Here is a 24,211-nt window from a genome sequence, read left to right on the forward strand (position 1 = left end):
GTTCGGTCACTGTGTGGCCGATGGATGAAAAACTATCATGATCGAGGTTGTACGAAATGGCTGGTGTCCATTCTCACTGATGGACTGGACTTTACTTCGGGTGACATTCCGAGCCAGTTGTCAGCGATCGTTACCGCAGTCGGTGTGATTCTTGAGTCTCTTCGCGGGGAGACCATACCAGTCGTCTTCACCGACAACATCGAAGCCTTGTGCCTCGAAGAACCCAACGGCGACGGTCGGCGCACTCACTCCAAGTTCGTCCAGATTCAGTTTGCAGGCGCGGTCCTCTACCCTGTCTACGAGCGCGCTCCCGAACCCCTCTCGTTGGTAGTCGGTATTGGTCGCGATCGACAGAATTTCACCCGTGTCCTCGTCGAAGGCGGCGTAGGCGACGGGCGTGATCTCGGTCTCGGCGACGAGGACAGTCATCGCCTCGCTGTCGATCCAGGTCGTGAGGTCTGTTCGCGGGTCAGCAACGAGGTCCGCGTACTGCTGGCGATCGTAGACGTCGCTGCAGGCGGCCTCGATCGCCTGTCCCCGAAGGATCCCGAGGCTCGGCACGTCTCCGACAGTCGCCGTCCGGATCGTGACTTTCATCGCTCTCGTCTCGACTATCGCCTCCCGACTTATAGCTGCTTGCCGATCGTGGTCGGTCTCTGCACGGTTTCTGGCGAGCGGGAAAGCAAGTCCCGACGCCACTGTGTGTCATCCCATTGCAGTCTGCCGATCGTCCGACTGAAGTCTGACGGTGATTTATGTGTCTTCCCACGCCAGAATCGCCCGGGGGCACCTGAAACGTCACACGCTCCCCTTCCCTTCTAACGACTCTATCGAGACGACCATTACCGTCGATTGTGTGGTTTTCTCCGGTGGGGAGCGATCACCGGTGTTCTGCTGGCAATGGCTGCGTTCATCGAGGCCGAGCTCACTGTCGAAATTGCCAGACTGGTACACTAGATCTATTTTCGGAGAAAGTGCTCTCAGTTGACGCTGTTCCATTCGCCCTCACTGCTCGTCGAGGTGGGTCGCAAGTGCCTCGATAACAGTGTCCGCGTCGATATCCTCGCGGTCGAATCCGACAGGTGGGAGCGACCGACGACGGTGAACAGCGATAGCGTCGTCGCTGGCAGTAAAGTCAGTGCAATTGTCCCAGTGAATTATATTCCGGGCTCGCTGCTCGTATATTTCCAGACCAGACGCCCGTACTCGATAGTGATTCGACTGCCGCATCGCCAAAAGTCCGCCCGCAACAGGGATTAGTAGCTGTCCGATCACGTAGAACCCTTCGGACACGAAAAAGAACGTACTGAAGCCAACGATGATGAAACTCAAAGAAACATAAACGATCCAACGACGGCGAGTCGGCGTCGGCCTCGCTGTCCACTCGCTTTCGACCGTCGTTCCGTCGGTAACTGCCGCCGTATACCGAGTCCGACTCATCAACACGACGAGATAGCCGAACGCGAGACACCCGACAGCCATGATACCGACCGTCAGGAATGGCACCGGATAGACAGTTATCGAACCCGACAAGAATGAAGAGAATTCGATCGAACTCTGTGGGACCGACAGACCGACGAACAGCAGACCGACAAATAATATGCTGGGGACGACGACGAGCCCCCAGCGCCAGGCAGTCGCGCCGAGTTCGACAGCGACCCCACTGATGCGGGTGGTACCGACAGTCACGACTGCGATTGTGACAGCACTCAAAACGAGGATGGAGAGGGTAACCTGAACGGCGGACCAGTCCAGGACAGACCAGCTAATGGCGGCCAGTAGCGGGACGAGCAGCGCCATGACATACAGGCCGACAACGAAACCAAAGCGCACATCCGGTCTTTGATCTGGAAGCGGAGAAGGAGGGTCTTGATTGGTTATCTCAATGTTTCCTATCGCGAAAGTCAGCGCAAAAATATTTCGTGAAGGATTCATGCCACGGTGGCCAGAGTATCGAATCGAAAGCATCACACTATCTTGTGATGAGCGCCTGAGATAGCAGGCACCATTGGTCGATACCAGCCCGCGTATGTCCAGACAGAGAAAGCATATCAACTATAACGAAACCTGTAATTCGACGGCCGGTCTAAGTTCGTTCAATGCACGACTATCATGTGCACACGACCTATTCAGACGGTGATTTGCTTCCGCGAATGGTCGGTGCCGCCGAGGAGGCAGGCTTGGACGGTGTCGGGTTCGCCGATCACTGCAACGTCTTCGGGACAGAGGGCGCTCGCGCCTATCGCGACGCGTTCGGGTTCAACCTCGATCTCACCTACGAGCGTCGCCGCCGAGCGATCGAACGGTCGCGAAACCGGACCGATCTCCGGATTTACGACGCTGTCGAGATGGACTACCACCCGGATTACGAGGACGAGATCGAGGCATTCCTCTCGGACGCGGGTTTTCAATACGCCATCGGTAGCGTCCACGCCGTGGATGGCGCGAACGTCCACGACCGAGAACACTTCGGCAGGCTCTCGACGGCCGAACGCGAAGGGGCGGTCGAGACGTACGTCGATCGGGTGTGTGCGCTCGTCGACTCGGAACTGTTCGATGTGGCCGCCCACGTCGATCTCGTCGAACGGAACCCCGCGTTACGCGGCCTGTTGACCGCGGATCAGTACCGTCGGATCGCCGATGCCCTGAAAAAATCCCGGACTGTCCCGGAGATCAACGCCGGGCGCGTCCTCGACGACTACGGCGAGTTCCATCCAAGCGATCCGTTCGTGCAGACGCTGCTCGATGCGGGCGTCGAGTTCACGATCGGGTCGGACGCCCACGAGCCGGGGGCGTTGATCGACAGCGTCGACCGGCTGGCGGACACTGTTGCGGAACGGGATCTGCCAGTGATCGAACTGGACGTTTGAACTGGCCGAAACTCGTTTTCGACGGCGCCCGATCTTGGGAGATTGCCGAGCCCAGCCTGGAGACGAAACCAGACAACTATATTTGGGGGTCTATCAGTGGGAAGCACATGACGAGTGTAGCGATCCTGGCGCTGGCGGCGAGCGTACCGATCGCGGTCGCGTTCGCCCTGCTCGTGGGATTACGGTGGTCGGCGGCCCGGTCGATGGGCGTCGGCTGGGTGATCGCCACAGTTCTCGGGCTAGCGCTGTGGCAGATGGAACCGACCTGGTGGGCCGCCTCGGCATTGACAGGTGCCCTGGAAGCGATGAACATCGTCCTGATCGTCTTCGGTGCGATCCTCCTGATGAACTATCTGGAGGTCAGCGGCGCGATCAGCACGATCCGGTGGTACTTCCGCGGGATCGCCCGTGATCGGCGCGTCCAGTTGCTGTTGATCGGTCTGGGCTTCGAGACGATCATCGAGGGGGCTGCCGGGTTCGGGACACCCGGTGCGCTGGCCGCGCCGCTTTTCATCGGCCTCGGGTTCCCGCCACTCGGGGCTGCCGTCTTCGGTCTGTTCTTCAACGCTCCGAACCCGCAGTTCGGGGCTGCCGGGACGCCGATCATCGGCGGTGTCGAGAGTGGGATGGGCGAGAGCGTCCTCGTCGGGACTGATATCGTCTCGTTCCAGCAACTGATATCGGCCTGGAGTGGCGTCATCACCGGGTTGACGTTTGCCTTCTGGGGACTGCTCGGCGTCTTCTTGCTCATCTACTGGTTCGGCGACGAGGCAGAGCGTTCGCTCCGGGGTGCCGCCCGTTCGACGGCGCCGATCGCCCCGTTCGCGCTCGTGTTGGGTGTATTGGCCGGCGCGATCCAGTGGGCAGTCGCGTGGTTCATCGGCCCGGCGCTTCCGGACATCGCCGCTGGGTTCGTTGTCCTCGCCGTCGGGATCGTCATGGCCGACCGGGACGTACTCGTGCCAGAAACGGCCTGGGAGTTCCCCGACCGCGAGACGTGGTCGGCGACCTGGCTCGGCGGACTCACCCTCGATACCCTGGAGACGGAGGAACCAACCAAGGAGATGCCCGTGTTGCTGGCCTGGACGCCGTATCTCGTGGTGGGGCTGTTCCTGCTGGTGACGCGCTGGCCGACACTGGATCTCGTTGCGACGTTGCAGGAGTTCACCGTTGGCATCGACGGCGTGTTGGGAACGAGTCAGTCGTGGTCGCTGCGGTATCTCTACCTCCCGGGGACGATGCCGTTTGTCCCGGTCGCGATCGGGACGGGGTTGCTCTACCGTCTCGATGGCAAGAAGACGATGGACGCCTGGAAAGAGTCGGCCCGCCAGATCGCGCCGGCGGCGCTGACGCTGCTGGTGGCGGTTTCGCTGACCCGGATCATGATCGAATCGGCGACCAACCCGGCCGAGTTCGTCGGGATGATGGAGGCGTTGTCGATCGTCCTGGCCCAGGGGGCCGGAGGTGCGCTCCCATTGGTTTCCCCCTGGATCGGCGCGCTGGGGACGTTCGTCACCGGGTCGAACACGACCTCTGACATCCTGTTCAACACGCTCCAGTATAACGCCGCGGCGGAAGTCGGCATCTCGAAGGGCCTCGTCGTCGCAATCCAGAACGTCGGCGGCGGCGTCGGCAACATGGTCTCGGTGCTCAACATCGCGGCGATCTGTGGTGTCGTTGGGATCACCGGCCGCGAGGGTGATATCCTCCGGAAAGTGCTCGTTCCGACCGTTATCTTCGCGACCTTCGCTGGGACGGTCGGGATGCTTCTTGTCTACGTTGTCGCGTAATTTATCACGGACGCTGTGCCAATCTTTCTCTGAGGCGGGATGATGTCAGCGTACGTCGTCGCCCCCGGTGTCTTCTGAGACGGACTATCGTCACTCTATGGGGTCGGCAACCTGTTTCGCTATCGGTATCGACGATCACAGCGAGACGGAGCAGTAAGTCCGGCCTCGGCCAACTGTTCTTTCGCTGTCTATCCCCTGGGACCGATTTCAGTATTTGTTCGACGACACCTACAAACCGATCAGGAACTTCCGTCGGCGTATGCAGGTCATCGGAGTGACCGGCCCCTCGAATGCGGGCAAGACGACGCTCGTCGAGACACTCCTCGAGCGGTTGTGCGAGCGAGGAACGGTGGGAACGGTCAAACATATCGATTGTGAGCCGTCGGTCGATACGGAGGGAAAAGACACGGATCGTCACCGACGGGCCGGTGCTGTCAGAACGCACGGGATCGCCGACGAGTCGTGGTTCGCGACCGGGCAGTCACGCACGCTGTGGGACGCACTTGAGGACCTCTCGGTCGACTGTGAGTACGCCGTCGTAGAGGGGTATGCCGACCTCGACCTCCCACAGATCGTTCTCGGAACGGAAGCCGACACAGACGCCATGCTCGCGGCACCGAGTGTAGAGGCGGTCTCAATCGAGGAGGCACTCGAGGCGATCGAGTCCGTCGAGCCCTACGAGTCGCTGTCGTCGCTAGTCGCATCCGTCGAAGCTTCAGCCGACGCCGAGCGGGCGGGCGCGATCGCGACGTTCACCGGGCGTGTCCGCCGACGGGACAGTCCGGACGACGAGCCGACCGAATACCTCGAGTTCGAGGCCTACGACGCGGTTGCGACCGAGCGAATGGAGACGATCCGGGCGGACCTGGAGGCACGGGACGGCGTCTTTGACGTTCAACTCCACCATCGTACCGGGACCGTCCAGGCAGGCGAGGACGTCGTCCACGTGGTCGTGCTCGCTGGCCATCGCGAGGAAGCATTCCGGGCCGTCGAAGACGGGATCGACCGTCTCAAGGACGAAGTGCCGCTGTTCAAGAAGGAAGTCACCGTCTCAGGGGAATTCTGGGCCCACGAACAGAGTGGATAGGGGTGATTGGCCGCTGGCCGGGACACTCCTCGGTCCGTGTCGGCGACTGAACACTCCTGCTGTCGGGACGGGGCGCGGGCCGATCCCGACCCGACCTACGTTCGGATGGTCGACTGCACCGCTGTAAGTGCTTGTCTCTGGTCACGATCGCAGAGTACGCGGGCGTATTCGAAGACGCCGTCACTGAAGACAGTGACTGATCGCCGGGAATATCGGCCGCGTGTTCAGAGGACCGTCCGCTGGCAGCTCCCACAGAGCGTCTGTTCTTTCACATCGACCTCGCGAACGGTCGGCGAGAAGTTCATGACACAGCGCTTGTTGTCGCAGTGTTCCAGGCCGAGGGTGTGACCGATTTCGTGGACGACTTCCTTGCGAACGCGTTCGGCGAACACTTCCGAGGCGGACTTGTTCGAGATGCCGCCGTCGGAAGAGGTCTGCAGGCGGTGCGTGGAGATGACGCTGCCGTTACCGTCCAAATACGCCAGGCCGAAGACGTAGTTCCGGCGGCGATAGAACAGATCCATGTCGGTGACGGCGACGTTCTTCGTGCCCACGCCCACCCGCTTTGCGAGGTCGATGAACTCCTCGGCGCGGTACTGGTCGCGATCGGCATCGTACGCCCCTTCCGGGACCGACTGAGGATCGTGGACGGTCACGTCGCAGTCATAGACAGATCGCAGGCCGGTCGAGGCTTCACGCTTGACCAGGGCAGGGAGATCGCCGACCGGCACGATGTCGACGTGCATGCGACGACGTATGGAGTGGGCGTTGATAAAAACCTCGCCCGGGGCATCGTTGTTCGGAACGTGCTGGCGTTGGTCCGAGCCGCAATTGGCTTGACGGGTCGGCCCAATTAACCGATACTCATGGAGATCGACGCGGTCGTACTCGACGTCGACGGAGTGGTGGTGGACGTCGCCGATTCTTATCGGCGTGCAGTCGTCGAGACGGTGGCGCGAGTCTACGACGAAACCGTCTCGAAGGAGGTGCTTCAGCCGTTCAAGAACGCCGGCGGCTTCAACAACGACTGGGATCTGACCGACGCCGTTGCGCTGTATGTCCTTGCCCGCGATGCGGGATTAGACTCTGGCGTTGAGGTGTTCACCGAACGCGTCGCCAGGTCCGGCGGCGGGTTCAGCGGGGCCCGGTCGGTAGTCGACGATACGCTTCCTGCAGACGCCCGCGAACGCGTTCACGCAACGCTCGACCGCGAGTACAACCGCGAGGTGTTCCAGCAGCTCTACCTCGGTAGCGAGCGCTACCGGGAGATCGAAGGGACAGAGCCGACGCTCGCCGAACCCGGTTTCATCGAGGACGAACCGATATTGATCGAACCGGCTACTATCGACGCCCTCCGCGCCCGCTTTGACGTCGGTGTTGTGACCGGACGCCCAGCGGCCGAGGCCGACATCGCCCTCCGGCGTGCCGGGCTGTCTGTTCCCGACGAACACTGTTTCACGATGGACGACTGGGAGGGTGGCAAACCGGACCCGGACGCGCTGGTGACGCTTGCAGAGCGCTTCGGAGCCAACGCGATCGCGTTCGCCGGCGACACGCTCGACGACGTCCGCACGGCGGTCAACGCCGAGGAGACCGATCCCGGCCGCACATACCACGGGATCGGTGTCCTCACCGGCGGCCTCACGGGCGAAGACGGCCGCGAGAAGTTCGAACGCGCTGGCGCCGACGCCGTCGTCGCGTCGGTCAACGATCTTCCCGGGTTGTTCGAATAAGCGCACAGTCGGCCGACGCGTCCGACTGTTGCCAATACCGTAGGGGATTAATCCGCGCCGCCCAAGGCAGACACATGCGAATCGCTATTCTGGGCGGTACGGGTGATGTCGGCGAGGGACTGGCCCTCCGGTGGGCCTTTCACGCCGACCACGAGATTGTAATCGGATCACGCGAGGCTGAGCGTGCGGTGACGAAAGCCAATGAGTACGAGGTGGAACTTTCGAGCCACGGCGTCGACGAGGACATCGACGGGCTTGAGAACGCCGAGGCCGCAGCCACCGCCGACATCGTCGTCGCGGCGGTACCTGCTTATCACCTTGTCGACACTATCGAGTCTGTGGCGGAGTCACTGACTGCGGGGACGGTGCTGGTAAGTCCAGCGGTCGGAATGCGAGGCGACAAAGCAGGGATGCACTACAATCGACCCGGGGCGGGTAGCGTCACCGCCCTGGCCGCCGACGCTGCACCGGAGGACGCCCCCGTGGTCGGTGCGTTCCACAACCTCGCAGCCGGGCGGTTAGCGAACCTCGACGTCGATCTGTCGATGGACGTCCTTCTGGTCGGTGACGACGAAGACGCCCTGGACACGGTCGCGACACTTACCGAGGCGATCGACGGTCTCCGACCGCTCGAGGCGGGACCGCTCGATAATGCCCCGGAGGTCGAATCGCTGACGCCGCTTTTAATCAATCTCGCGAAGTACAACGACGGACTCCACGACGTCGGCGTCTGCTTCGAGTGAAGACGTCGAAAAACGAACTCAAGCGGAGGCTTCTTCGAGTGCCGCTTCGATGTCGTCGGCCTGGGTGACGCCGATAAAGCGCTCGACGATTCCCTCGTCGTTCTCGATGATCAGCGTCGGGAGCGAACGGACCTGATACTCGTTGGCGACGTCCTGGTTCTCGTCGACATCGATCTTCTCGAACTCGACGTCCGGCCAGTCGGGTTCGAGGTCCTCCAGAATCGGATCTTGCGTCTTGCAGGGACCACACCAGTCGGCCTGGAAATCCTTGAGGGTAACAGTCATAATGCCTACTGAACTTTGCCGAGGAGGTGAAATAAGGGTTTTCACTACGGCCCTGTTCTCCGTGAGTGAGGACACGCCCCGCCCACGATTCTCTGTACAGACACGATACGTCTGGCGGCGATAGAGGCCCAAGAGTGAACTGTTTCACACCGTTCTGACGAACTCCTCGCCACCTGATCTACATCCCGAGCGCTAACCGCTGGTCCGGAACCCGTCGTCGATATCGGCATCGCTCGAACATCGATCCAGATTGCGATGCACGTCATCGAGCTCGGCTGGCTGCAAGGAGATCGACGCTGTCTGGGTCAATCGGAAAGGGTGTTCCGCTGGTAGCGTCGTCGTTGCTCTCACCTGTCGTCCTGTCTTGGTTTCCGGCACCAGAATGGGTCGGCATGTTTCCGGCCGGTTGTGTCGAATCCAGGTCGTCCGCTAGAGCGTAATCTCTAGTGCTCGCGTTCGGTATGTCCGACGTGTCTTCGGTTGTTTGGGATGGCGTGTCTTCGGTTGTTTGGGATGGCGTGTCTTCGGTTGTTTGGGATGGCGTGTCTTCGGTTGTCGACGCGTTGCCTGCCTGGTTCTCGGTGATGTTTCCGGAGAACGTGATCTCGATTGACTCCGAATCGGTGAGGAAACCGTACGTGCCCATCCCTGTGAGGGTCGCCAACCCCATCGTGACGGAGAGCGCGAGTACGAGGAGTTTGCGATCAGTCATCGTCTCCATCACCCCGTGATCGATTCGCGTTCGCCGACCGCCCATTCTTTGTCGCCTCGACGGTGGTGCTTTCATCCGGCGAAGACGGCGTTCCAGCAGATGGATCAGCCTCTTTCTTACTGTCATCAATACCTACAGATTGTAGGTCTGTCATTTCTTTGGGTTTCTCGACAGTCTGGGCCTCCCCCTGCTCGGGCTGGGGCTCCTCCATCTCCGACGGGTCCATCATCGCTCCGTCGGTTCCGCCGAAGACGAGCAATCCTGCCCCAAGCAGGAAGGCCGCACCCACGGCACCGACTGCTCCGAGCGCCCATGTTTCGACAGTCGCGTAGGCGACCCAGATACTGTACGCGAGGAAAGCGAACAGTACTGCGACCCCGACTCTGAGTTCCTCGACGGAGAACGCGATCGTGTCGTCTTCGTTGTCCGTCTCTCTGCTGGAAGCTGTCTGTCCTTCCCGCTCGCTCGGTGGATCTCCATCGGATCTCGTCGCGTCAATGACGTTCCAGAGTTCGTTCACGACGAACAGGCTGAGCGGAACGAGACCGAGAAGGAGGAACCCAGTCTGCGTGCTGGAGAACATGATGACTCGACCGATCTGGGGGATGATCAGCAGGTAGCCACCGATCGACACTACCTTGCCGACCAGCCGACTCGGCTCGACCAGATCCGGATCAGGATTCTCGTTGTTGTCCCCGGCGGTCCGGAAGGCGACGCTACCGTCGCGGTCGACGATATCGACGACACGATGCGTGGTTGGTGACGACTCGCCGCCACGTCGGAAAGTGATGACATCCCCGACCTGCACGTCTGCAGCCGGAACGCTCCCGACGACGATCACGTCTCCCGGTCCGATCGTCGGTGACATGCTTCCCGAGAGGACGACGTAACTCTGGTTGCCGCCGACCAGTTGCGGGAACGCGTATACAACGAACGGCAGTACGACGACGACAAGGACGACGACCGCGAGGACGCTCGCGATCCGACGCCACGGGATGCGTCGGTACAGTGGGGTCGCTTCACTGTCCGCCAGTTCCGCGTCCTCGGTCATGACGAACACCCCTTGTCATCCAACGTCGCCTCTCCGTCCTCGATCTCGTATTTCAAACCGCAGGTCCCCGGACAGGGCGTCGAGGTCGACCGAGGCGGAGTGGTCCCCGGGAACGTCGATCCGTCATGGGCGTAGGTCCGTCCGCCGGTCGTCGTCCGAAAGATCGAGCCCGTCGGATCCTCGAAGACACGTAGTTCAGTCCCGTACTTGAGCAGGACCGTTTCGAGTGACGATGGAGCATCGATCAAGTGTAATGTATCGCCGTCGACCTCGAAATCGAGCCCATCCGATCGGAGGGTCTCTCCCTCCGCCGCACAGAAAGACACCCAGCTGATATCTCTGCCGGGCCCTTCCGATTCCCCACAAGAGCCGCCAGTCGAGACGAACGGACTCGATCGTCCGTCGTTGCTCCGACACTGTTGGCCGACGAACTCGAGAGCGAAGCCGGATGCGATCTCGCCGCTGAAGGTCTCCGCTAGCGTCCAAGACAGTTCTAGGCAAAGTCGATCGTCTGTACCCAGACAGGACCGTCCAGTCGTTCTCGGATCACCGTCGATCGCGAGCCCGCCAGCGAGAGCCGCCGCGAACTCATCGAAAGTGTCCCCGGAAGCGACGACGGTCTGTGGCTCTCCACTGTCACAGTCCACGTACGACAGCGTCACAGCGAGTGCAGACGCGAGGGCGTCGTCGAGACAGGACGTTGTCCCCCAGACGTATGCGGGATTACTCGTCGCCGGCAGCGAAAGGGAGAGGCGCTCGCTACCGTTCCGGTCGTCCGCCGAGAGATCGATGTCGATCATTGCCGAGCCCCTCGAGTGCGTCCCGCTTTCCGTCTCGATCTGAAGGTCGAGAACCCCCGCAGCAAGAGTGTTCGAGGGGGTCAGTTGGTCGTCATTGAGAAGGGCACTGCTACCGAGACCGAGCGTGACGCCGCTCGCACCAACAGTCCCGATACCGGCTAGTATTTGCCGGCGACTCACTTGACGGTCATCCATCCGTCCCACCCCCACAGGTGTGACAGGTCTCCTGCCTGCCCCCCACCTGTTTGGTATTATCTACCATGGAAAAGCAGGTATATAGTTCTATGATCTCCCTCGATATTTGCTGGGTTTTCGTAGGCATCCGTTCTCCTGTTGACGCTGACAGCCCGGTTAGCTGAACGATCGGGTGCAACTGTTGGCCGCTACGATCCCGGACAGTCGGCGCTCTATCGTGGGTCGATACGTCGCTCGTGGCAGGGAAACCGTCCTCGCTCGACCGTCGGTTCGTGGCAGTTATCACGGGTCTTTACCGTCGTGATCGGCGTTCGTGGGTATCGCTCGGTCATCACAACCTCCGGACTGTGGGGCGACCATCGAAACCCGTTCGGTGCGTCCCGAGAGTAGCGTCATGTGGTACTCAGCCCGGACCCGTCGTTGTGCCGGCACTGTTCGGTGTAGAACCCGAGATCGAAGCTCACGGAGTCACTCTGGACCTCGTTGCCGACGTCGCTCGGCAGCCACCACCCGAACCCGACGTAGTGATTGACCCCAGGTTGGAAACACTCGCGATTCTCGCTGTCGCCGGGACCGGAGAGCTCGTCGAAGTCCGTTTCGGGATCGGCATCGAGTGGGATACCGTTCCCCGATGACAGCGCGTCCAGGTCATCCCCGAGCGTGCCACGGCGAAACACCTCCTCCGGCATGGCGACCGCTTCGAGGATGGCGTTCTGGAGATCCGAGACCATCTCAGAATCGTCCGCACTGAAGTAGTCGGCCGGATCCCCGGAGATCTCGTCCCGGAGGTACGTCGAGAGGAGCGCCACGCCAGGTTCACCCTCACGGCCCGTGGGATCCTTATCGGCATCGATACCGACCGTCAGGATGTTGTGATTGTCCCGGATTGCGCCGGCGACGGCCGCCGTCTCGTCCATCTCGCTTTGGTCGACGGTCGAGTTCGGATTCGCGCCCGTGTACCCGCTGCCGGCCGAGTAGCCGCCCGCCTCGTAGGTCCGGTTCTCGTAGTTCGGCCCACCGTCTGTGAACAGGACAATGAACGTTTCCGCTCCTGTCCGACCGTTTGCGTCGAGTTCTGCAGCCGCGATATCAAGGGCGGCGGGCATCGGCGTATCGCCGTTTGCCGTCAGCCCCGAGAACGTGACGGGGCCATCCGCCAGCGCGGTGAAGTCTTCGATCGACCCGCCACCGAAGCTCAGCCCGCCCACACGGGCGTCGGCACTGGTTTCGAGATCGCTCGCGAGGCCGTTGGCGGCGTCCTCAAGGTCACTCACCTCCGATCCCGACAGCGAACCAGACGTGTCGACCGCCACCATCACGTCGATTGCACCGATCGACGAGTCGACAACGTTGTTGCCGTTGGTGTCGTACCACCAGACAGTCTGGATGTTCTCGGCGAGTTCGGCCATCTCGGCGGTATCGTCGACGTCCGTCTCCGGTTCGGTCAGCCCGTTCTCCGACTCCGTGACGTTCCCTGCCTGCAACCACACGTAACCGGCGTTGTCACAGAGGTGGAAACTCAACGTGAGTTCGCCGAAGTCACCCGGCTTGACGTCCTCGAGGTTGATGAGCGGCTGGACTGGATCATCCGCTCTTTCGTTGTACGTGTCCCCGTTCGTCGTCCGGAGGCCCTCGATAGGGTCTAACTGGGTATCGACGTCGGCCCCGTCCCGACAGGGCGCGTACTCGAAGTTGAGTTCCCCCTCGCTCTCAAGACGCATCTCTTGGACGCCGTCGCCGTTCGGGTCCGGGAACGACTCGATAGCCGTGTTGTCCATGTACTGTGACAGGTCGTCCTCGTGGACCCAAACGACCGGATCCTCGGGATCCGGGAGTCCGACGTATGCCTCGGCGTCCTCGGTCGGTTCAGTGCGGCTGATCCCGGAATCGAGTCCCGCGTCGGCCTCGCCGTCCTGAAAGGAGTAGTGTTCCTCCCAGTCGACTTTCAGGTCCAGGCTCCCGGCGGTCAGCGTGTTGTCTTTGAACGATTCAGTGTCGTTGAAGTACGCTGTCGTACCGAACCCGGCGCCTGTACCCGCGAGGCCGATGGTCCCCAACCCCGCGAGCACTTTCCGCCGGGACAGTTCGTATCGTTCCGTCATTGTGTGTCCCCCACCTTAGGGAGAACTCGCCGGCGGAGTCGAACCGCCGAGTAATGATCGCCCCCGAGACGATCACCCACTCCCGTGCGAGTCAGTCCGTGATTCGATCGACTATTGTGTCGTCGTCTCAGTCGGGCGTTTAGCTCGGCGTGTCGGTCGCTGTTTCAGTTGCCGTGTCGGTCGCTGTTTCCGTTGCCGTGTCGGTCGCTGTTTCCGTTGCCGTGTCGGTCGCCGTCTCAGAGCTCATGCCACCGCCGGTGTTGTGCCGGCACTGTTCGGTGTAGAACCCGAGGTCGAAGCTCACGGAGTCCGTCTGGATTTCGTTGGCGTGATCGACTGGCAGCCACCACGCGAGTCCGACGGCGTTCGTCGTGCTGGGGACGAAACAGTCCCTCGCATCCGCGTCGTGGTCGCTCGGATCCTCGTCGTTCAGTCCGTCACCCGGGACCTCATCGAACGCATTGGTGCGGTTGCCGTCCAACGGGATACCGTCGCTCCCCATACCGAGTTCGTTCAGCAGTTCGCGCAAAGATCCCTGGAAGAACGGCTTCTCGCCGGAGATCGACTTCGCGATCTGGCTGAAGATGTCGAACAGCTCGCTCTGGGCGCCGATGAAAGATTGCCCGTCGCTCGTGGCCATGTAATCGAGCAGCGCGGCGTTGGTCGACCCGAGAGAGACGTCGCCGAACCCGACGGTGTACATCGTGACGTCGTGGACGCTCTCTTTCAGGAGTTCGGCGTTGTCCGCAGGGTTGGCCGCTCCGAACGCGTTATTGAAATCGGTCGACGAGCTGTCGGTGTTGTCGTCGTGACTGGGGTCAGAGAGGTTTTGATTCTCGTAGCCCTCATTCGGCGAGCCGTCCGTGAGGAGCACGACGATCGGCTGGGCACTGCTACGATGGTTCCCGCTGGCGGAATATGTCGGAGTAATGTCGTGCCCGTCGAGTTCCTCGTGAGCGATGTCGATGGCTTGCTCGATGTTCGTCCCGCCGCCCGAAGACAGGTTGTTCACGGCGTCTCGCGCGTCCTGTTTGGTACCCGTCAGCGGCTGATCCATTGACGCCTGGTCGGCGAACGAAACGACGGAGATCTGGGCGTTGGATCCGACTGTATCGATCAAGTTGATCGCCGCGCTTTGAGCGGCTGAGAGTCCGCCGCCGCTCATCGAACCCGAGCGATCCAAGACGAGCACGATGTCGGCCTCGCTAGCCTCGCCGCTCGGCTCATAGACGTTGTCACCGTCCTCGTCGTACCACAGCATCGTCTGGATCTCGTCGACGAGTTCGACGTCGTTACCGGTCGAGTTCGACGTGTTCGGTCCACCCTCTTCGTCCGGGTCGTTTGCCTCGGGTTCGGTATGTCCGTTTTCGGCCGCCTCGATCAGATCACCAGTGAGCCAGACGTACCCGGGGTTGTCACACAGATGGAAGCTAAGCGTGAGTTCCCCGAAGTCGCCGGGCTTGAGGTCCCCCAGGCTCACGAGCGGTTTTGGTTCCGCGTCTTCGTCTTCTTCCAGTGGCCAGTTCGCGACCGTATCTCTGTTGAGCGAACGCAGCTCCCGACCGCCGTCGGGGTCGAGGTCCTCCGGCGTCTGGGCGAAGTCCTCACAGGGAACGTAGTTGAGGTCTTCAGCCTCAGTCGTGTCGCCGTAGAGCACTTCATCTTGAATCGCGTTGTTGTCGTCGTCCGGGTACGCCTCGATCGACGTCCTCTCCATGAACGACCCAAGATCCTCAGTCGCGACCCACACAGACGGACTCTCCGGGTTGGGAAGGCCGACGTAGTCTGTTTCCTCGTCTTCCGATGGTTCGTCGTACCACACGTCGACGCCGTCGGCGTCCATGCCGTCGTAGTAGTGCTCCTCCCAGTCAACCGTCAGGTCGAGTGAACCCGCGGTCAGCGTGTTGTTCTCGTAGGTCTCTTCGTCACTGAAGTACGCTGTCGTACCGAACCCGGCGCCTGCACCCGCGAGGCCGATGGTCCCCAACCCCGCGAGCACTTTCCGCCGGGACAGTTCGTATCGTTCTGACATAGTTTTCCTGTTCGTCCCGCCCACCCCAGGACGGAGCGAACGTAACACAACCCATGTTCTCATCCCTCATAGCTAATCGCCGGATCGTCCGGACAGAATCGAACGTTTGAGGGCCTTAACGACCCGTTTGTATCGCCAGTCCCGTCTCACACTCGGCCTCAATGACCGATTGAACAACGGGAGAACAGTTTCGACCCGCAGGCGTCTCCTACTAATGAAATGTCATCCAAACTATCAGGGGTTTTAATACACTAGACTATCCCTCTTTGCGTTGAGCCTCACTCGAGTGGAGGTGGAGTGAGTCACTGGGAGTGGGACACCATGTTAGCGCTGACAACAAGACAGGCAAGTATCGATCCGGGGGACGTTCACGATGTCCTCCGAAACGACCGTCGTCGCCGGGTGATTGAGTACCTCAAGCAGCATATCGATCCGGTGCCGTTGCGAACACTGGCCGAGCGGATCGCGTCCCGAGAGACTGGGTCCTCACCGCCCCCGACGAATATCAGACAGAGTGTCTACAACTCGCTGCACCAGACGCACCTGCCGAAACTGGACGGGCTCGGAATCGTCCAGTACGATAGGGACCGCAAGCACGTTCGCCTGCGCGAACGGGCACGTGAAATCGAACCGTACATGAACGTCGTGACCAGCTTGGGCATCTCTTGGAGTACTTACTATCGGACGGTGGGGGTCGTCGGTCTCTTCGCGATCGTCGGAGCTGAGACGGGACTTCCCCCTTTTGCGCTCGGGGAGACGCTTGTGTTCGCGACAGTGTTGTTGTTCGTCTTGGCTTTCTCGACGGGCTATCAACTCTGGTCGCGACGCTGGCTTTACGCGTGTGCGGTACTGGATCGGTGACGAACTGGCCATCGGACGGTGCACGTCGATGACTCATCGTTTTCCGAACCGGCCCGGCGGTTACATTTCGTCTCTGTTTTTGGCGTCCCGCGGAGATGTGGGGGGTCGATCGTCCAATCGAGGCGTCCGTGTCGAAAGGCTTAGGCGGATCGGTCAACCAGAACCAAGTATGAGTAGTAACGACGGCGGCGGGCTCATGTCGAGTGCCGGTCTCGTCCGGTACTTCGACGCCGAGGACAGCAACGCGATCCGATTCGATCCCAAAACGGTCGTTGCATTCGGTGCACTCTTTGGCGTTCTCGTTCTCGTGTTGAACATCGTCGTGTGAGTGGACGACCGCGACGTTTTCAAAGGCCGCCCGAGTAGCGGTCTCCATGTACTTCGATCCGCGAACTCAAGACGCGCTTCGCGAGGTCGGCCTCTCGACGACCGAGATTCGGACCGCTTCGGAACTGGTCGTCGAGGCGACCCGGGAGGAGGCCTCGGCTCTCGAATCGTTCTTCGAAGGGATTGAAACAGTCTTTTCTGACATGGACCAGGCCCACTCGGACGAAGCGTTTCCCGAGCACACACTCGAGTACGTCGACCTCTATACCCACGCTGCCGACCTGCGTGGATACGTTCGGTTCGATGGGTGGGGCGTTCCCGCCGAAGGCGGGCGGGTCCTCGAAGATGGGACACTCGTCGAGCTGTCGCTCGGCCCGACGGTCGACGACCGGGTACGGTTCGCACACGACAGGGACGCGCTATGACCGGCTCGGAAACCGACGCGTCGATCTCTGTCCGGTGTCGGGGAATCTACGCCACCGCGCTGACGCGGCTGCTAAATGGGGACAGCAGCTTCCAGGTCGTCCAGGCCTCCCCACCCATCGAACGGCGGTTCGACACCGGGTTCTCGTCATCACCTGCCGCTGTCTCGATCGTTCCCGACGACGATCGCCTCGGGGTCGGGATCGTCGGTGATCCGGACGCCGTCGAAACGGTTCGCGAACGACTCGACGTGGGCAGGGACACACTCCAGTGGGTCGACTCGGCGCCCCGGGGCGCGGTCTTCGACGGCATCGTCACCGAGACACTGGGAAGTGGGGCGATCGTCGATCTCGGCGATAGCGAGGGGTTTCTCCCCTACGGCGCGACCGATGCCCACGTCGAAACCGACGACCGACTTCGGGTCCAGGTGACCTCTCCGGTCTCGCCCTGGGGAGACGACCGTGCCGAACTGGGTACGACACTGTCTGTCGAGGGTGAACTCGCGACGCTCGTTCGGGAGCGATCGACGGGCAGCGCCGCTGGACCCGACTTGCTCGATGTCCTCTCAGTCGACGTCCCGGACGGCTGGCGTGTCTCCTGGGGCCGCGACGCCGAGGACGTCGGCTTTGACGTGCTGGAAGCAGCCATCGAACAGAAGATCGAACGCGCCGAACGACTCGATGTGGCTCTGGCGAACGCCGACGAGAGAACCGACACCGGCGTGGTTTACGAGGGCGATGGAACAGCCTGGGTGTTGTTCGGTCGCGAATCTCGGTTTGCACTCGACGAGCACCGCCGGGAAGTGACGGCGACGATGCCCGGCCATCACCGTATCAAAGCTGGCGACGAACGGGCCAGTGCTGCGGTCGACTTCGTCGAGGATCTCGCGCCCGACCTGGACGGGGAGTTCCCCTTCGACGTGGTGACCCGCCAATTTGGCCCTACAGTGGGCGATCGGATTGCGATCGCCCACGGGAAACCAGACGGCCGAACGATCAGTCTGGGTCGCGGCGAGGTGGTCGAACGCGATGCCGACGAGACCGTCCGGGTCGAACGCGAGATGTCCCCCGGCGGAACCTACGACGCGCTTGGAGTCGAACGGCAGGCTGGCGACGTGGCCGCCACGAAATTCACCGAGGGCAAGTGGTGGTATCCGACAGTCTACCGGAGTGCAGACGGGGAGACACGCGGCACGTACGTCAACGTCTGTACGCCGATAGAGGTGTTTCCCCACGAGGTGCGCTACGTCGACCTACACGTCGACGTGGTCAAGCACGCCGACGGCCGTGTCGAGCGCGTCGACGACGACGAACTCGATGCGGCCGTCGAAGCGGGCCACGTTTCCGAAACTCTCGCTGAGAAAGGCCGCGAGGTGGCCAGCGCGGTCGAGAACGCGCTCTGATAGTGATTACTGTAGCGATTTACCGCGACGACCGCACAACTGCGTGCGGTCGATGTGGAACAGACCGACAGTAATCACTATGAGTCACCCGACGCCGGCGGGGACGGATCGGCCAGCTACGTCAGAAGTCGATGCTCAATCCGCTGTCGTTGTCACCGCTACCGTTGCTCAGGAGGTTCGGGATCAACCACGAGAGGAGGGCATCAGTACTGCGAGTCTGCAACCAGACCGCGCCCTCGCCCTGGAACTCACAGACCAGCCCCTCGCCGCCGAAGAACGTGCGGCCGCCGCCGAACTTCGTGTCGATGTCAATCGCCGCCTCGGCAGCGAGGAACGATCCGGACTGGACGAGCAAACGCTCGTTCTGGAGGTCTTTGTCCACTTCATCGCCCGGTAGCGGCGGGGTGATCGTAATGTGGCCCGGTCGCTCAGCACTGAAGGTGTTCATGAAGAACGACTCCCTGCCGAAGGCCGTGCGCTTCAGCGAGTCGACGATCCCGCCCTGTGTGCCTGTCTCGATCGCGATGCCGTCGGTGTGACTGCCCATCGCGCCCGCCTGGATCTCTTCGCTCTGGCCAAGTTCGACGGTCAACAGCGCCGAAGAGGGTCGGTGTTCAATCTCGTGCTCTATGGACCCGGTGTCGACCCCCTCTAAGTTGAAACTAGGTTTTCCAGGAATTCGAGCGGGGATCGTTCCAATCGGTCAGACACTGGTTTCGGCCCGGTCCGATGCCGTCAGAACTCGAAGGTGACGAAAAAGCGGTGATCGTTGGGACAGGCGGTTGCCCGGACCTTGACGCGCTCGGCATCGGGTTTTTCCCGTCGTTCAGTGGTGACCGACTTGACCGTTGCACTCTGTGGGAGCCCCATCTTCGCCCCGGCGCTGCACTCGGGACAGGCGAGCGTTTCGATCCCCATCGTCACTGGCTTCGGCCGCCATCGGTTAAAACTCCTGCCCAGGGGCAGTTTCTCGGTGCCCCATATATTGGGTACCCGATTGACCGTATTGTCGCCAGAAAGTACGCGTATGGAACAGACTGCGTACGGTAGACTCGGAACCGAGATCGGGTTCCGGGCCGGCGGAAACCGTCCTGTGACTGTTTCGCGGGTCGCGTTGTTCGTCGTGGCCGCGGCGTTCGCCCTCGCCGCCGCGGTCGGTGTTCGCCTCGGGTTGGAGGCACAGGCTGCCATCTATCTCTTCGGGATGGTCGCGCTGAACCTCCCACACGGCGGGTACGAACACTTCGACAACATTCGCCAGCGCGGACTCGATTTCCAGTGGCGGTACGTGGCCGCTTACCTCGCACTGATCGCCGGTTTCATCGCGCTGTTCGTCCTCGCGCCGGTCGCCGGCCTCGCGCTCGCGATCACAGTCGCCGTCCTCAAGGGTGGCTACGGCGGCCTGGGCGTGATGGACGCCGTGACGGGCAGTGGCCACCTCCGGACGGACCGCCAGCGACACCTCGCTTCGCTGGTCCGTGGTGGCACGGTCATGGCGGTCCCGATCGCCTTCTGGCCGGGCACCTTCGAGACGTTCAGCACCTACATGGTCGCCATCTTCCAGCCGGGGGGACTCGAGCGTATCACGTCGTACTTCAGTGTTACACGCCCACTGATCGGCGTCGGGTTCGCCGCGCTCGTGGCCGTTCACCTCGGCGTGGGATACGCTCGCCGGGATGGAAGCGGGTCCTGGTTGGTCGACGCCGCCGAGACGCTGCTGTTGGTCGTATACTTCGCGGTGGTCCCGGTGGTCGTCGCCGTTGGCCTGTACTTCCCGCTGTGGTACTCGATGCGACAGGTCGGCCGGGAGATCGCCGTCGAGAACGACGTCCCCGAGAACGGCGGGATCCTCTCGGGGTACCTCGATAGCGACGACCCCCGCGTCGTGGCAATGACGGCCTGGGGCGTGTTGATAGCCGGCGCGGTTGCGACGGCGACAGTCGTGGGAGCGATCTATCTGGCGGCCACGCGTCCGCTCGGGGGCGCGCCGTTGCTCGCCGGTGGCGTGGCGTTCTGGAGCGTCGCGATCAGCATCATCGCCTTGCCACACGTCGTCGTCGGGTCCTTTTTGGACCGGGAACGTGGCATCTGGTACGTCCCATGACCCGATTCGACGGTAAGCCGCTGGCCGGCCAGTCGATCGACGTGATCGGCGGCGGGTTCGGTGGCCTGACGACGGCCGCCTATCTGGCCGATGCGGGCGCTGACGTGACCGTCCTCGAACGGCAGGGTCGACTGGGCGGTGCTGCTAATCTCATCGAATCCGAAGGATTCCGATTCGATACCGGCCCGTCGTGGTACCTGATGCCCGATGTCTTCGAACGGTTCTTCGCTCACTTCGACCGCACGCCGGATGCGTACTACACGCTCCGGCAACTTGATCCACAGTACCGGGTGTTCTACCGCGACAGCGAGCCAGTGCCGGGCGCTGGCAAACCCTATGGCGATGATCTCGCTCCGTGTGATTGGGTGACGATCACGCCCGACCGAGATCGAACCAAGCGGACCTTCGATGCCTACGAGCGCAGCGGCGGCGAGGCCTTCGATGCGTACCTTGCAGAAGCCCAGCACACCTACGACGTCGGGATGGAACACTTCGTTTACGCGGATCGGTCGCGCTTTCGGGACTTGCTCGATCTCGACGTGATCCGACTGGGGCCGGGATTGAAAATGCTCGGCTCGATGCAGGACCACGTCTCCGACTACGTCGAGAACCCGAAACTCCAGCAGCTGTTGCAGTACACGCTCGTGTTCCTGGGTGGCGCCCCCCAAAACACCCCCGCGCTGTACAATCTGATGGCTCACGTCGACTTCAACCTCGGCGTCTACTATCCCGAGGGTGGGATGTACAGCGTCGTCGAGGGTCTGGTCGACCTCGGCGAGGAACTCGGGGTCACCTACCGAACGAATACTGAAGTGACGGATATTCAGGAAACGACGACGGGGCTGGCGATACAGACCGACGCCGGGCGGCGGCGGGTCGACCGCGTCGTCTCGAACGCACCCCCTGCGTACGTCGAGCGCGAGTTGCTCTCACCGGCCAAACGTGACCACGACCTCGACCACTGGGAGAACCAGACGTATGCACCCTCTGCACTGCTGTTGTATCTCGGCGTCGAGGGCGACGTGGGACCGCTCGAACACCACTCGCTTGTCTTCCCCGAGGACTGGGACCCGCATTTCGAGGCCATCTTCGACGAGCCGGCGTGGCCGGACGATCCCGCCTACTACCTGGCCGTGCCGTCCCTGACAGACGATTCAGCCGCCCCCGACGGCCATCACGCCGTCGTCGCGCTGCTGCCGATCGCGCCGGGTCTGCCGGACACGCCACAACGCCGTCGGGAGTACCGGGACCTGATCCTCGAGGATCTGGCCGAGAACGTCGGCGTGGATCTTCGGGACCGGATCGTCTTCGAGGAGTCGATGTGTGTCGATGACTTCGCGGAACGGCTCAACTATCCCAAAGGAACGGCGCTGGGACTGGCACATACGCTCTTCCAGACGGGGCCGATGCGGCCCTCCCACCGTGCCCGAAAGACGGACGGGTTGTACTACGTCGGCGGGTTTTCCTCGCCGGGCATCGGCGTTCCGATGGCGTTCATCAGCGGCGAGCACGCGGCGGACGCTGTCGTCGAAGACACCAGGGAGACCGGTTCGCTGGCGTCCGTTCTCGGGACCTGATTCCTGGGCACCCCCGACTTTTAGGGCGGTCGTGCCCGTAGCCGAACGTCATGAGCGAGCGAGCGGGCTCGCGGGTCGTCCTCCGAGTTGGCGAGAACCCGGCTGACGAGCCGTTCCCCGAAGAGGCGCTGTGCGAGGTTGCGGAGAACGTCGTCGTCGAGACCGAACGGGACTTCACGGCGGCGCTGGATCGGATCGAGTCCGGCGACGTCGACTGTGTGGTCGCCGATCACGGATCCGGGTTCGACGGGATTTCTTTGCTCGAGAGCGTCCGCCGGACTCGCCCCGCCTTCCCGGTCATTGTACTCCCCGAAACGGTCGATGGCGATGTGAGTCGCCGGGCCGTCCGGGCCGACGCGACCGCCTTCGTTCCCCAGTCGGTCGAGAACTTCTCGGCGGCCGTCCGCGAGGAGTTGGTGGACGTGGTCCCAGTTCGCCAGGGGGATCGGGTGCGAATGCCGATCCACGACCGGACGGCGACCGAGGAACAGCGACTCAAGGAACGTGCCCTCGACGAGGCGCCGGTCGGCATCACGATCGCCGACGCGACCGAGCCCGACGATCCGCTGATCTACGTCAACGACTCCTTCGAGGAAGTGACCGGCTACGAAAAAGAGGAGGCGATCGGCGTCAACTGTCGGTTCCTACAGGGCGAGGACACCGACGCTGAAACGGTCGCCGAGGTCCGTGAGGCTGTCGACAACGAGCAATCGGTGGCTGTCGAGTTACTGAACTACCGACCCGACGGGTCGACCTTCTGGAACAATCTGGCGATATCACCCATCCGCGACGACGAAGGCGCGGTGACGAACTACGTCGCATTCCAGCAGGACATTACCGAACGCAAGGAGGCCGAGGCCGCCATCAGAGAGGAACGCAAGCGTCTCGAACGCGTCCTTGATCGGGTCGAAGGCCTCGTCAGTGACCTCACTGAGGTCCTTGTCCGGGCCGACGATCGGCCGGAAATTCATCGGCTGGCAGTCGATCGCTTCAACTCGGGGACGGAGTTCGACCAGGCCTGGATCGGCGAGTACGATCCAACTTCTAAGACGGTCACGATCGCAGAGTACATCGACTGCAGCCGCGATCCGATGACGATCGACATAGACGACGATCTGCCAGAGACGTCTGCACTCGCCCGGGCGATCGAAACAGGCAAGATACAGACCCTCTCGGCTGGCTCGGTCCCAGGGTCGTGGACCGACGAAACCGAGTACGCTGGTGGGGGCGTCGCGATCCCCTTGACGTATCGACGGACGACCTACGGTGTCCTGGCGGTCTTCGATACCGATGCCGACGCGTTCGACGAGACCGAACAGACGATCCTCGGGGCGCTTGGCCGGGTCATCGGATCGGCTATCAACGATGTCCTCAGCAAGCGGACCGTCACGGCAGACGTTACGATCGCCATTGAAGTGGAACTGTCGGACTCGTCGCTGTTCCTGCTCGATCTGGCCGGCCGAGCCACGGAGGAGTTAGATTATCGCGGAATCCACGTCGGGGACGACGGGGCTGTTCGATTCCTGCTAGCCGTCGATACGGCCGACGAGGCGATCCTGCTTTCGGCACCCGACCGCTACGACGCCGTGACCGATGTCTCAGTGCTGTCGAACACTGACGGCGAACGCGTCCTCGAGTTAGTCGCACAGGGCGCGCCATTCGTCGATGCGCTTGCGACGTACGGCGCAGCGATCGAATCGGTTTCGATCGGCCAGTCGGGCGTGCAGTTGCGATTCCGGGTCGGGACCGAACAGAACGGCCGGGCCATCGTCGAGGAACTCGAAGCGATCTACGAAAGCGTCGAACTGCTCGCCTATCACGAAACGGAGAACGAGGCGACGTCACCGCAGGCCTTCAGAGCCGCCGTCGAATCCGACCTGACCGATCGGCAACTCACGGCGCTCCGGACAGCATACGCCAGTGGTTTCTTCGAGTGGCCACGCGAGAGCGATGGCGATGATCTCGCCGACGCAATGGATGTCGTCCCCTCGACGTACTACCAGCATCTCCGCTCGGCCGAAAAGAAACTCGTCAGCGCCTTCTTCGAATCCTGAGTGGAAGTCCAGCCACCCGAGAACCGCTAGGCGCTCGACATTCCCCAACAGAATAGGTACGGC

The 24,211-nt window shown here is 62.0% G+C and carries 23 protein-coding genes; 12 read left to right on the forward strand and 11 right to left on the reverse strand.

Going from position 1 to position 24,211, the window contains the following annotated elements; translation table 11 throughout:
- Nucleotides 1–120 precede the first annotated feature (120 nt).
- The gene (locus tag BN2694_RS01530) at nt 121–597 is read right to left on the reverse strand and encodes a GNAT family N-acetyltransferase (protein ID WP_135661965.1); all 477 of its coding nucleotides are present in this window, start codon (nt 595–597) and stop codon (nt 121–123) included.
- Between the two features lie 408 nt (nt 598–1,005).
- Nucleotides 1,006–1,800: a hypothetical protein gene (locus BN2694_RS01535; RefSeq protein ID WP_135661967.1), complete on the reverse strand. Its 795-nt coding sequence runs from the start codon at nt 1,798–1,800 to the stop codon at nt 1,006–1,008.
- Nucleotides 1,801–2,099: 299 nt separating this feature from the next.
- On the opposite strand from BN2694_RS01535, the gene BN2694_RS01540 reads away from it, so the two are divergent.
- From BN2694_RS01540 to BN2694_RS01550, 3 genes are all read left to right on the forward strand, one after another.
- Nucleotides 2,100–2,870, forward strand: coding sequence for a PHP domain-containing protein (locus BN2694_RS01540; protein ID WP_135661969.1), 771 nt, complete (start codon nt 2,100–2,102; stop codon nt 2,868–2,870).
- A 107-nt stretch (nt 2,871–2,977) separates the two neighbouring features.
- Entirely contained in the window at nt 2,978–4,660 is a 1,683-nt protein-coding gene (locus BN2694_RS01545) for an L-lactate permease (protein ID WP_135661971.1), read from the forward strand.
- A 259-nt stretch (nt 4,661–4,919) separates the two neighbouring features.
- A complete protein-coding gene (locus BN2694_RS01550) occupies nt 4,920–5,747 on the forward strand; it encodes a molybdopterin synthase (RefSeq protein ID WP_135661973.1) in 828 nt (275 codons plus the stop codon).
- 224 nt (nt 5,748–5,971) lie between these two features.
- On the opposite strand, the gene BN2694_RS01555 is transcribed toward BN2694_RS01550, so the two are convergent.
- The gene (locus tag BN2694_RS01555; RefSeq protein WP_135661975.1) at nt 5,972–6,493 is read right to left on the reverse strand and encodes an archaemetzincin family Zn-dependent metalloprotease; all 522 of its coding nucleotides are present in this window, start codon (nt 6,491–6,493) and stop codon (nt 5,972–5,974) included.
- A 120-nt stretch (nt 6,494–6,613) separates the two neighbouring features.
- Here BN2694_RS01555 and BN2694_RS01560 point away from each other — a divergent pair, with 120 nt between their 5' ends.
- Both BN2694_RS01560 and npdG read left to right on the forward strand, forming a co-directional pair.
- Nucleotides 6,614–7,480: a TIGR01548 family HAD-type hydrolase gene (locus tag BN2694_RS01560; protein WP_135661977.1), complete on the forward strand. Its 867-nt coding sequence runs from the start codon at nt 6,614–6,616 to the stop codon at nt 7,478–7,480.
- 74 nt (nt 7,481–7,554) lie between these two features.
- Nucleotides 7,555–8,223 (forward strand): NADPH-dependent F420 reductase, encoded by a 669-nt coding sequence (npdG, locus tag BN2694_RS01565; RefSeq protein WP_135661978.1) that lies wholly within the window; start codon nt 7,555–7,557, stop codon nt 8,221–8,223.
- An 18-nt stretch (nt 8,224–8,241) separates the two neighbouring features.
- On the opposite strand, the gene BN2694_RS01570 is transcribed toward npdG, so the two are convergent.
- From BN2694_RS01570 to BN2694_RS01595, 6 genes are all read right to left on the reverse strand, one after another.
- Nucleotides 8,242–8,508, reverse strand: coding sequence for a thioredoxin family protein (locus tag BN2694_RS01570; protein ID WP_135661981.1), 267 nt, complete (start codon nt 8,506–8,508; stop codon nt 8,242–8,244).
- A 262-nt stretch (nt 8,509–8,770) separates the two neighbouring features.
- Nucleotides 8,771–9,220 (reverse strand): hypothetical protein, encoded by a 450-nt coding sequence (locus BN2694_RS01575; protein WP_135661983.1) that lies wholly within the window; start codon nt 9,218–9,220, stop codon nt 8,771–8,773.
- Nucleotides 9,213–10,271 (reverse strand): signal peptidase I, encoded by a 1,059-nt coding sequence (locus tag BN2694_RS01580; protein ID WP_135661985.1) that lies wholly within the window; start codon nt 10,269–10,271, stop codon nt 9,213–9,215. The genes BN2694_RS01575 and BN2694_RS01580 overlap by 8 nt, the downstream gene beginning before the upstream one ends.
- A complete protein-coding gene (locus BN2694_RS01585; protein WP_135661987.1) occupies nt 10,268–11,266 on the reverse strand; it encodes a hypothetical protein in 999 nt (332 codons plus the stop codon). The genes BN2694_RS01580 and BN2694_RS01585 overlap by 4 nt, the downstream gene beginning before the upstream one ends.
- 392 nt (nt 11,267–11,658) lie before the next feature.
- Nucleotides 11,659–13,368 (reverse strand): SipW-dependent-type signal peptide-containing protein, encoded by a 1,710-nt coding sequence (locus tag BN2694_RS01590; protein WP_135661989.1) that lies wholly within the window; start codon nt 13,366–13,368, stop codon nt 11,659–11,661.
- A gap of 139 nt (nt 13,369–13,507) precedes the next feature.
- Nucleotides 13,508–15,400, reverse strand: a complete 1,893-nt coding sequence (locus tag BN2694_RS01595; protein WP_135661991.1) for a vWA domain-containing protein — start codon at nt 15,398–15,400, stop codon at nt 13,508–13,510.
- 297 nt (nt 15,401–15,697) lie between these two features.
- Here BN2694_RS01595 and BN2694_RS01600 point away from each other — a divergent pair, with 297 nt between their 5' ends.
- From BN2694_RS01600 to BN2694_RS01615, 4 genes are all read left to right on the forward strand, one after another.
- A complete protein-coding gene (locus BN2694_RS01600; protein ID WP_244605325.1) occupies nt 15,698–16,261 on the forward strand; it encodes a DUF7344 domain-containing protein in 564 nt (187 codons plus the stop codon).
- Between the two features lie 169 nt (nt 16,262–16,430).
- On the forward strand, nt 16,431–16,589 hold the full coding sequence (locus tag BN2694_RS01605; protein ID WP_135661993.1) for a preprotein translocase subunit Sec61beta: 159 nt from the start codon (nt 16,431–16,433) through the stop codon (nt 16,587–16,589).
- A gap of 46 nt (nt 16,590–16,635) precedes the next feature.
- The gene (locus tag BN2694_RS01610; protein ID WP_135661995.1) at nt 16,636–17,013 is read left to right on the forward strand and encodes a DUF7532 family protein; all 378 of its coding nucleotides are present in this window, start codon (nt 16,636–16,638) and stop codon (nt 17,011–17,013) included.
- Between the two features lie 23 nt (nt 17,014–17,036).
- Entirely contained in the window at nt 17,037–18,413 is a 1,377-nt protein-coding gene (locus tag BN2694_RS01615) for a DUF402 domain-containing protein (RefSeq protein WP_135665373.1), read from the forward strand.
- Between the two features lie 121 nt (nt 18,414–18,534).
- On the opposite strand, the gene BN2694_RS01620 is transcribed toward BN2694_RS01615, so the two are convergent.
- Both BN2694_RS01620 and brz read right to left on the reverse strand, forming a co-directional pair.
- The gene (locus BN2694_RS01620) at nt 18,535–19,044 is read right to left on the reverse strand and encodes an AIM24 family protein (protein WP_135661997.1); all 510 of its coding nucleotides are present in this window, start codon (nt 19,042–19,044) and stop codon (nt 18,535–18,537) included.
- A gap of 104 nt (nt 19,045–19,148) precedes the next feature.
- Nucleotides 19,149–19,331 (reverse strand): transcriptional regulator Brz, encoded by a 183-nt coding sequence (gene brz, locus BN2694_RS01625; RefSeq protein WP_135661999.1) that lies wholly within the window; start codon nt 19,329–19,331, stop codon nt 19,149–19,151.
- A gap of 109 nt (nt 19,332–19,440) precedes the next feature.
- Here brz and BN2694_RS01630 point away from each other — a divergent pair, with 109 nt between their 5' ends.
- Genes BN2694_RS01630 through BN2694_RS01640 form a run of 3 tightly spaced genes read left to right on the forward strand, consistent with a single transcriptional unit; the run spans nt 19,441 to nt 24,148 of the window.
- Nucleotides 19,441–20,517: a Brp/Blh family beta-carotene 15,15'-dioxygenase gene (locus BN2694_RS01630; RefSeq protein WP_135662001.1), complete on the forward strand. Its 1,077-nt coding sequence runs from the start codon at nt 19,441–19,443 to the stop codon at nt 20,515–20,517.
- On the forward strand, nt 20,514–22,094 hold the full coding sequence (locus tag BN2694_RS01635) for a phytoene desaturase family protein (RefSeq protein WP_135662003.1): 1,581 nt from the start codon (nt 20,514–20,516) through the stop codon (nt 22,092–22,094). The genes BN2694_RS01630 and BN2694_RS01635 overlap by 4 nt, the downstream gene beginning before the upstream one ends.
- A gap of 50 nt (nt 22,095–22,144) precedes the next feature.
- Complete coding sequence (locus tag BN2694_RS01640) at nt 22,145–24,148, forward strand: bacterio-opsin activator domain-containing protein (protein ID WP_135662005.1); 2,004 nt, start codon at nt 22,145–22,147, stop codon at nt 24,146–24,148.
- Nucleotides 24,149–24,211 lie beyond the last annotated feature (63 nt).

The organism is Halorhabdus rudnickae (genome assembly GCF_900880625.1).
Classification (GTDB): Archaea; Halobacteriota; Halobacteria; order Halobacteriales; family Haloarculaceae; genus Halorhabdus; species Halorhabdus rudnickae.

Bases quoted from the DNA above. Each gene is read 5' to 3' on its own strand.
- npdG (WP_135661978.1), top strand. From the start codon at position 7,555: ATGCGAATCGCTATTCTGGGCGGTACGGGTGATGTCGGCGAGGGACTG.
- BN2694_RS01640 (WP_135662005.1), top strand. From the start codon at position 22,145: ATGAGCGAGCGAGCGGGCTCGCGGGTCGTCCTCCGAGTTGGCGAGAAC.
- BN2694_RS01585 (WP_135661987.1), bottom strand. From the start codon at position 11,266: ATGGATGACCGTCAAGTGAGTCGCCGGCAAATACTAGCCGGTATCGGG.
- brz (WP_135661999.1), bottom strand. From the start codon at position 19,331: ATGGGGATCGAAACGCTCGCCTGTCCCGAGTGCAGCGCCGGGGCGAAG.
- BN2694_RS01530 (WP_135661965.1), bottom strand. From the start codon at position 597: ATGAAAGTCACGATCCGGACGGCGACTGTCGGAGACGTGCCGAGCCTC.
- BN2694_RS01605 (WP_135661993.1), top strand. From the start codon at position 16,431: ATGAGTAGTAACGACGGCGGCGGGCTCATGTCGAGTGCCGGTCTCGTC.
- BN2694_RS01580 (WP_135661985.1), bottom strand. From the start codon at position 10,271: ATGACCGAGGACGCGGAACTGGCGGACAGTGAAGCGACCCCACTGTAC.
- BN2694_RS01550 (WP_135661973.1), top strand. From the start codon at position 4,920: ATGCAGGTCATCGGAGTGACCGGCCCCTCGAATGCGGGCAAGACGACG.
- BN2694_RS01535 (WP_135661967.1), bottom strand. From the start codon at position 1,800: ATGGCGCTGCTCGTCCCGCTACTGGCCGCCATTAGCTGGTCTGTCCTG.
- BN2694_RS01540 (WP_135661969.1), top strand. From the start codon at position 2,100: ATGCACGACTATCATGTGCACACGACCTATTCAGACGGTGATTTGCTT.
- BN2694_RS01590 (WP_135661989.1), bottom strand. From the start codon at position 13,368: ATGACGGAACGATACGAACTGTCCCGGCGGAAAGTGCTCGCGGGGTTG.
- BN2694_RS01555 (WP_135661975.1), bottom strand. From the start codon at position 6,493: ATGCACGTCGACATCGTGCCGGTCGGCGATCTCCCTGCCCTGGTCAAG.
- BN2694_RS01595 (WP_135661991.1), bottom strand. From the start codon at position 15,400: ATGTCAGAACGATACGAACTGTCCCGGCGGAAAGTGCTCGCGGGGTTG.
- BN2694_RS01545 (WP_135661971.1), top strand. From the start codon at position 2,978: ATGACGAGTGTAGCGATCCTGGCGCTGGCGGCGAGCGTACCGATCGCG.
- BN2694_RS01560 (WP_135661977.1), top strand. From the start codon at position 6,614: ATGGAGATCGACGCGGTCGTACTCGACGTCGACGGAGTGGTGGTGGAC.
- BN2694_RS01575 (WP_135661983.1), bottom strand. From the start codon at position 9,220: ATGACTGATCGCAAACTCCTCGTACTCGCGCTCTCCGTCACGATGGGG.
- BN2694_RS01610 (WP_135661995.1), top strand. From the start codon at position 16,636: ATGTACTTCGATCCGCGAACTCAAGACGCGCTTCGCGAGGTCGGCCTC.
- BN2694_RS01635 (WP_135662003.1), top strand. From the start codon at position 20,514: ATGACCCGATTCGACGGTAAGCCGCTGGCCGGCCAGTCGATCGACGTG.
- BN2694_RS01570 (WP_135661981.1), bottom strand. From the start codon at position 8,508: ATGACTGTTACCCTCAAGGATTTCCAGGCCGACTGGTGTGGTCCCTGC.
- BN2694_RS01630 (WP_135662001.1), top strand. From the start codon at position 19,441: ATGGAACAGACTGCGTACGGTAGACTCGGAACCGAGATCGGGTTCCGG.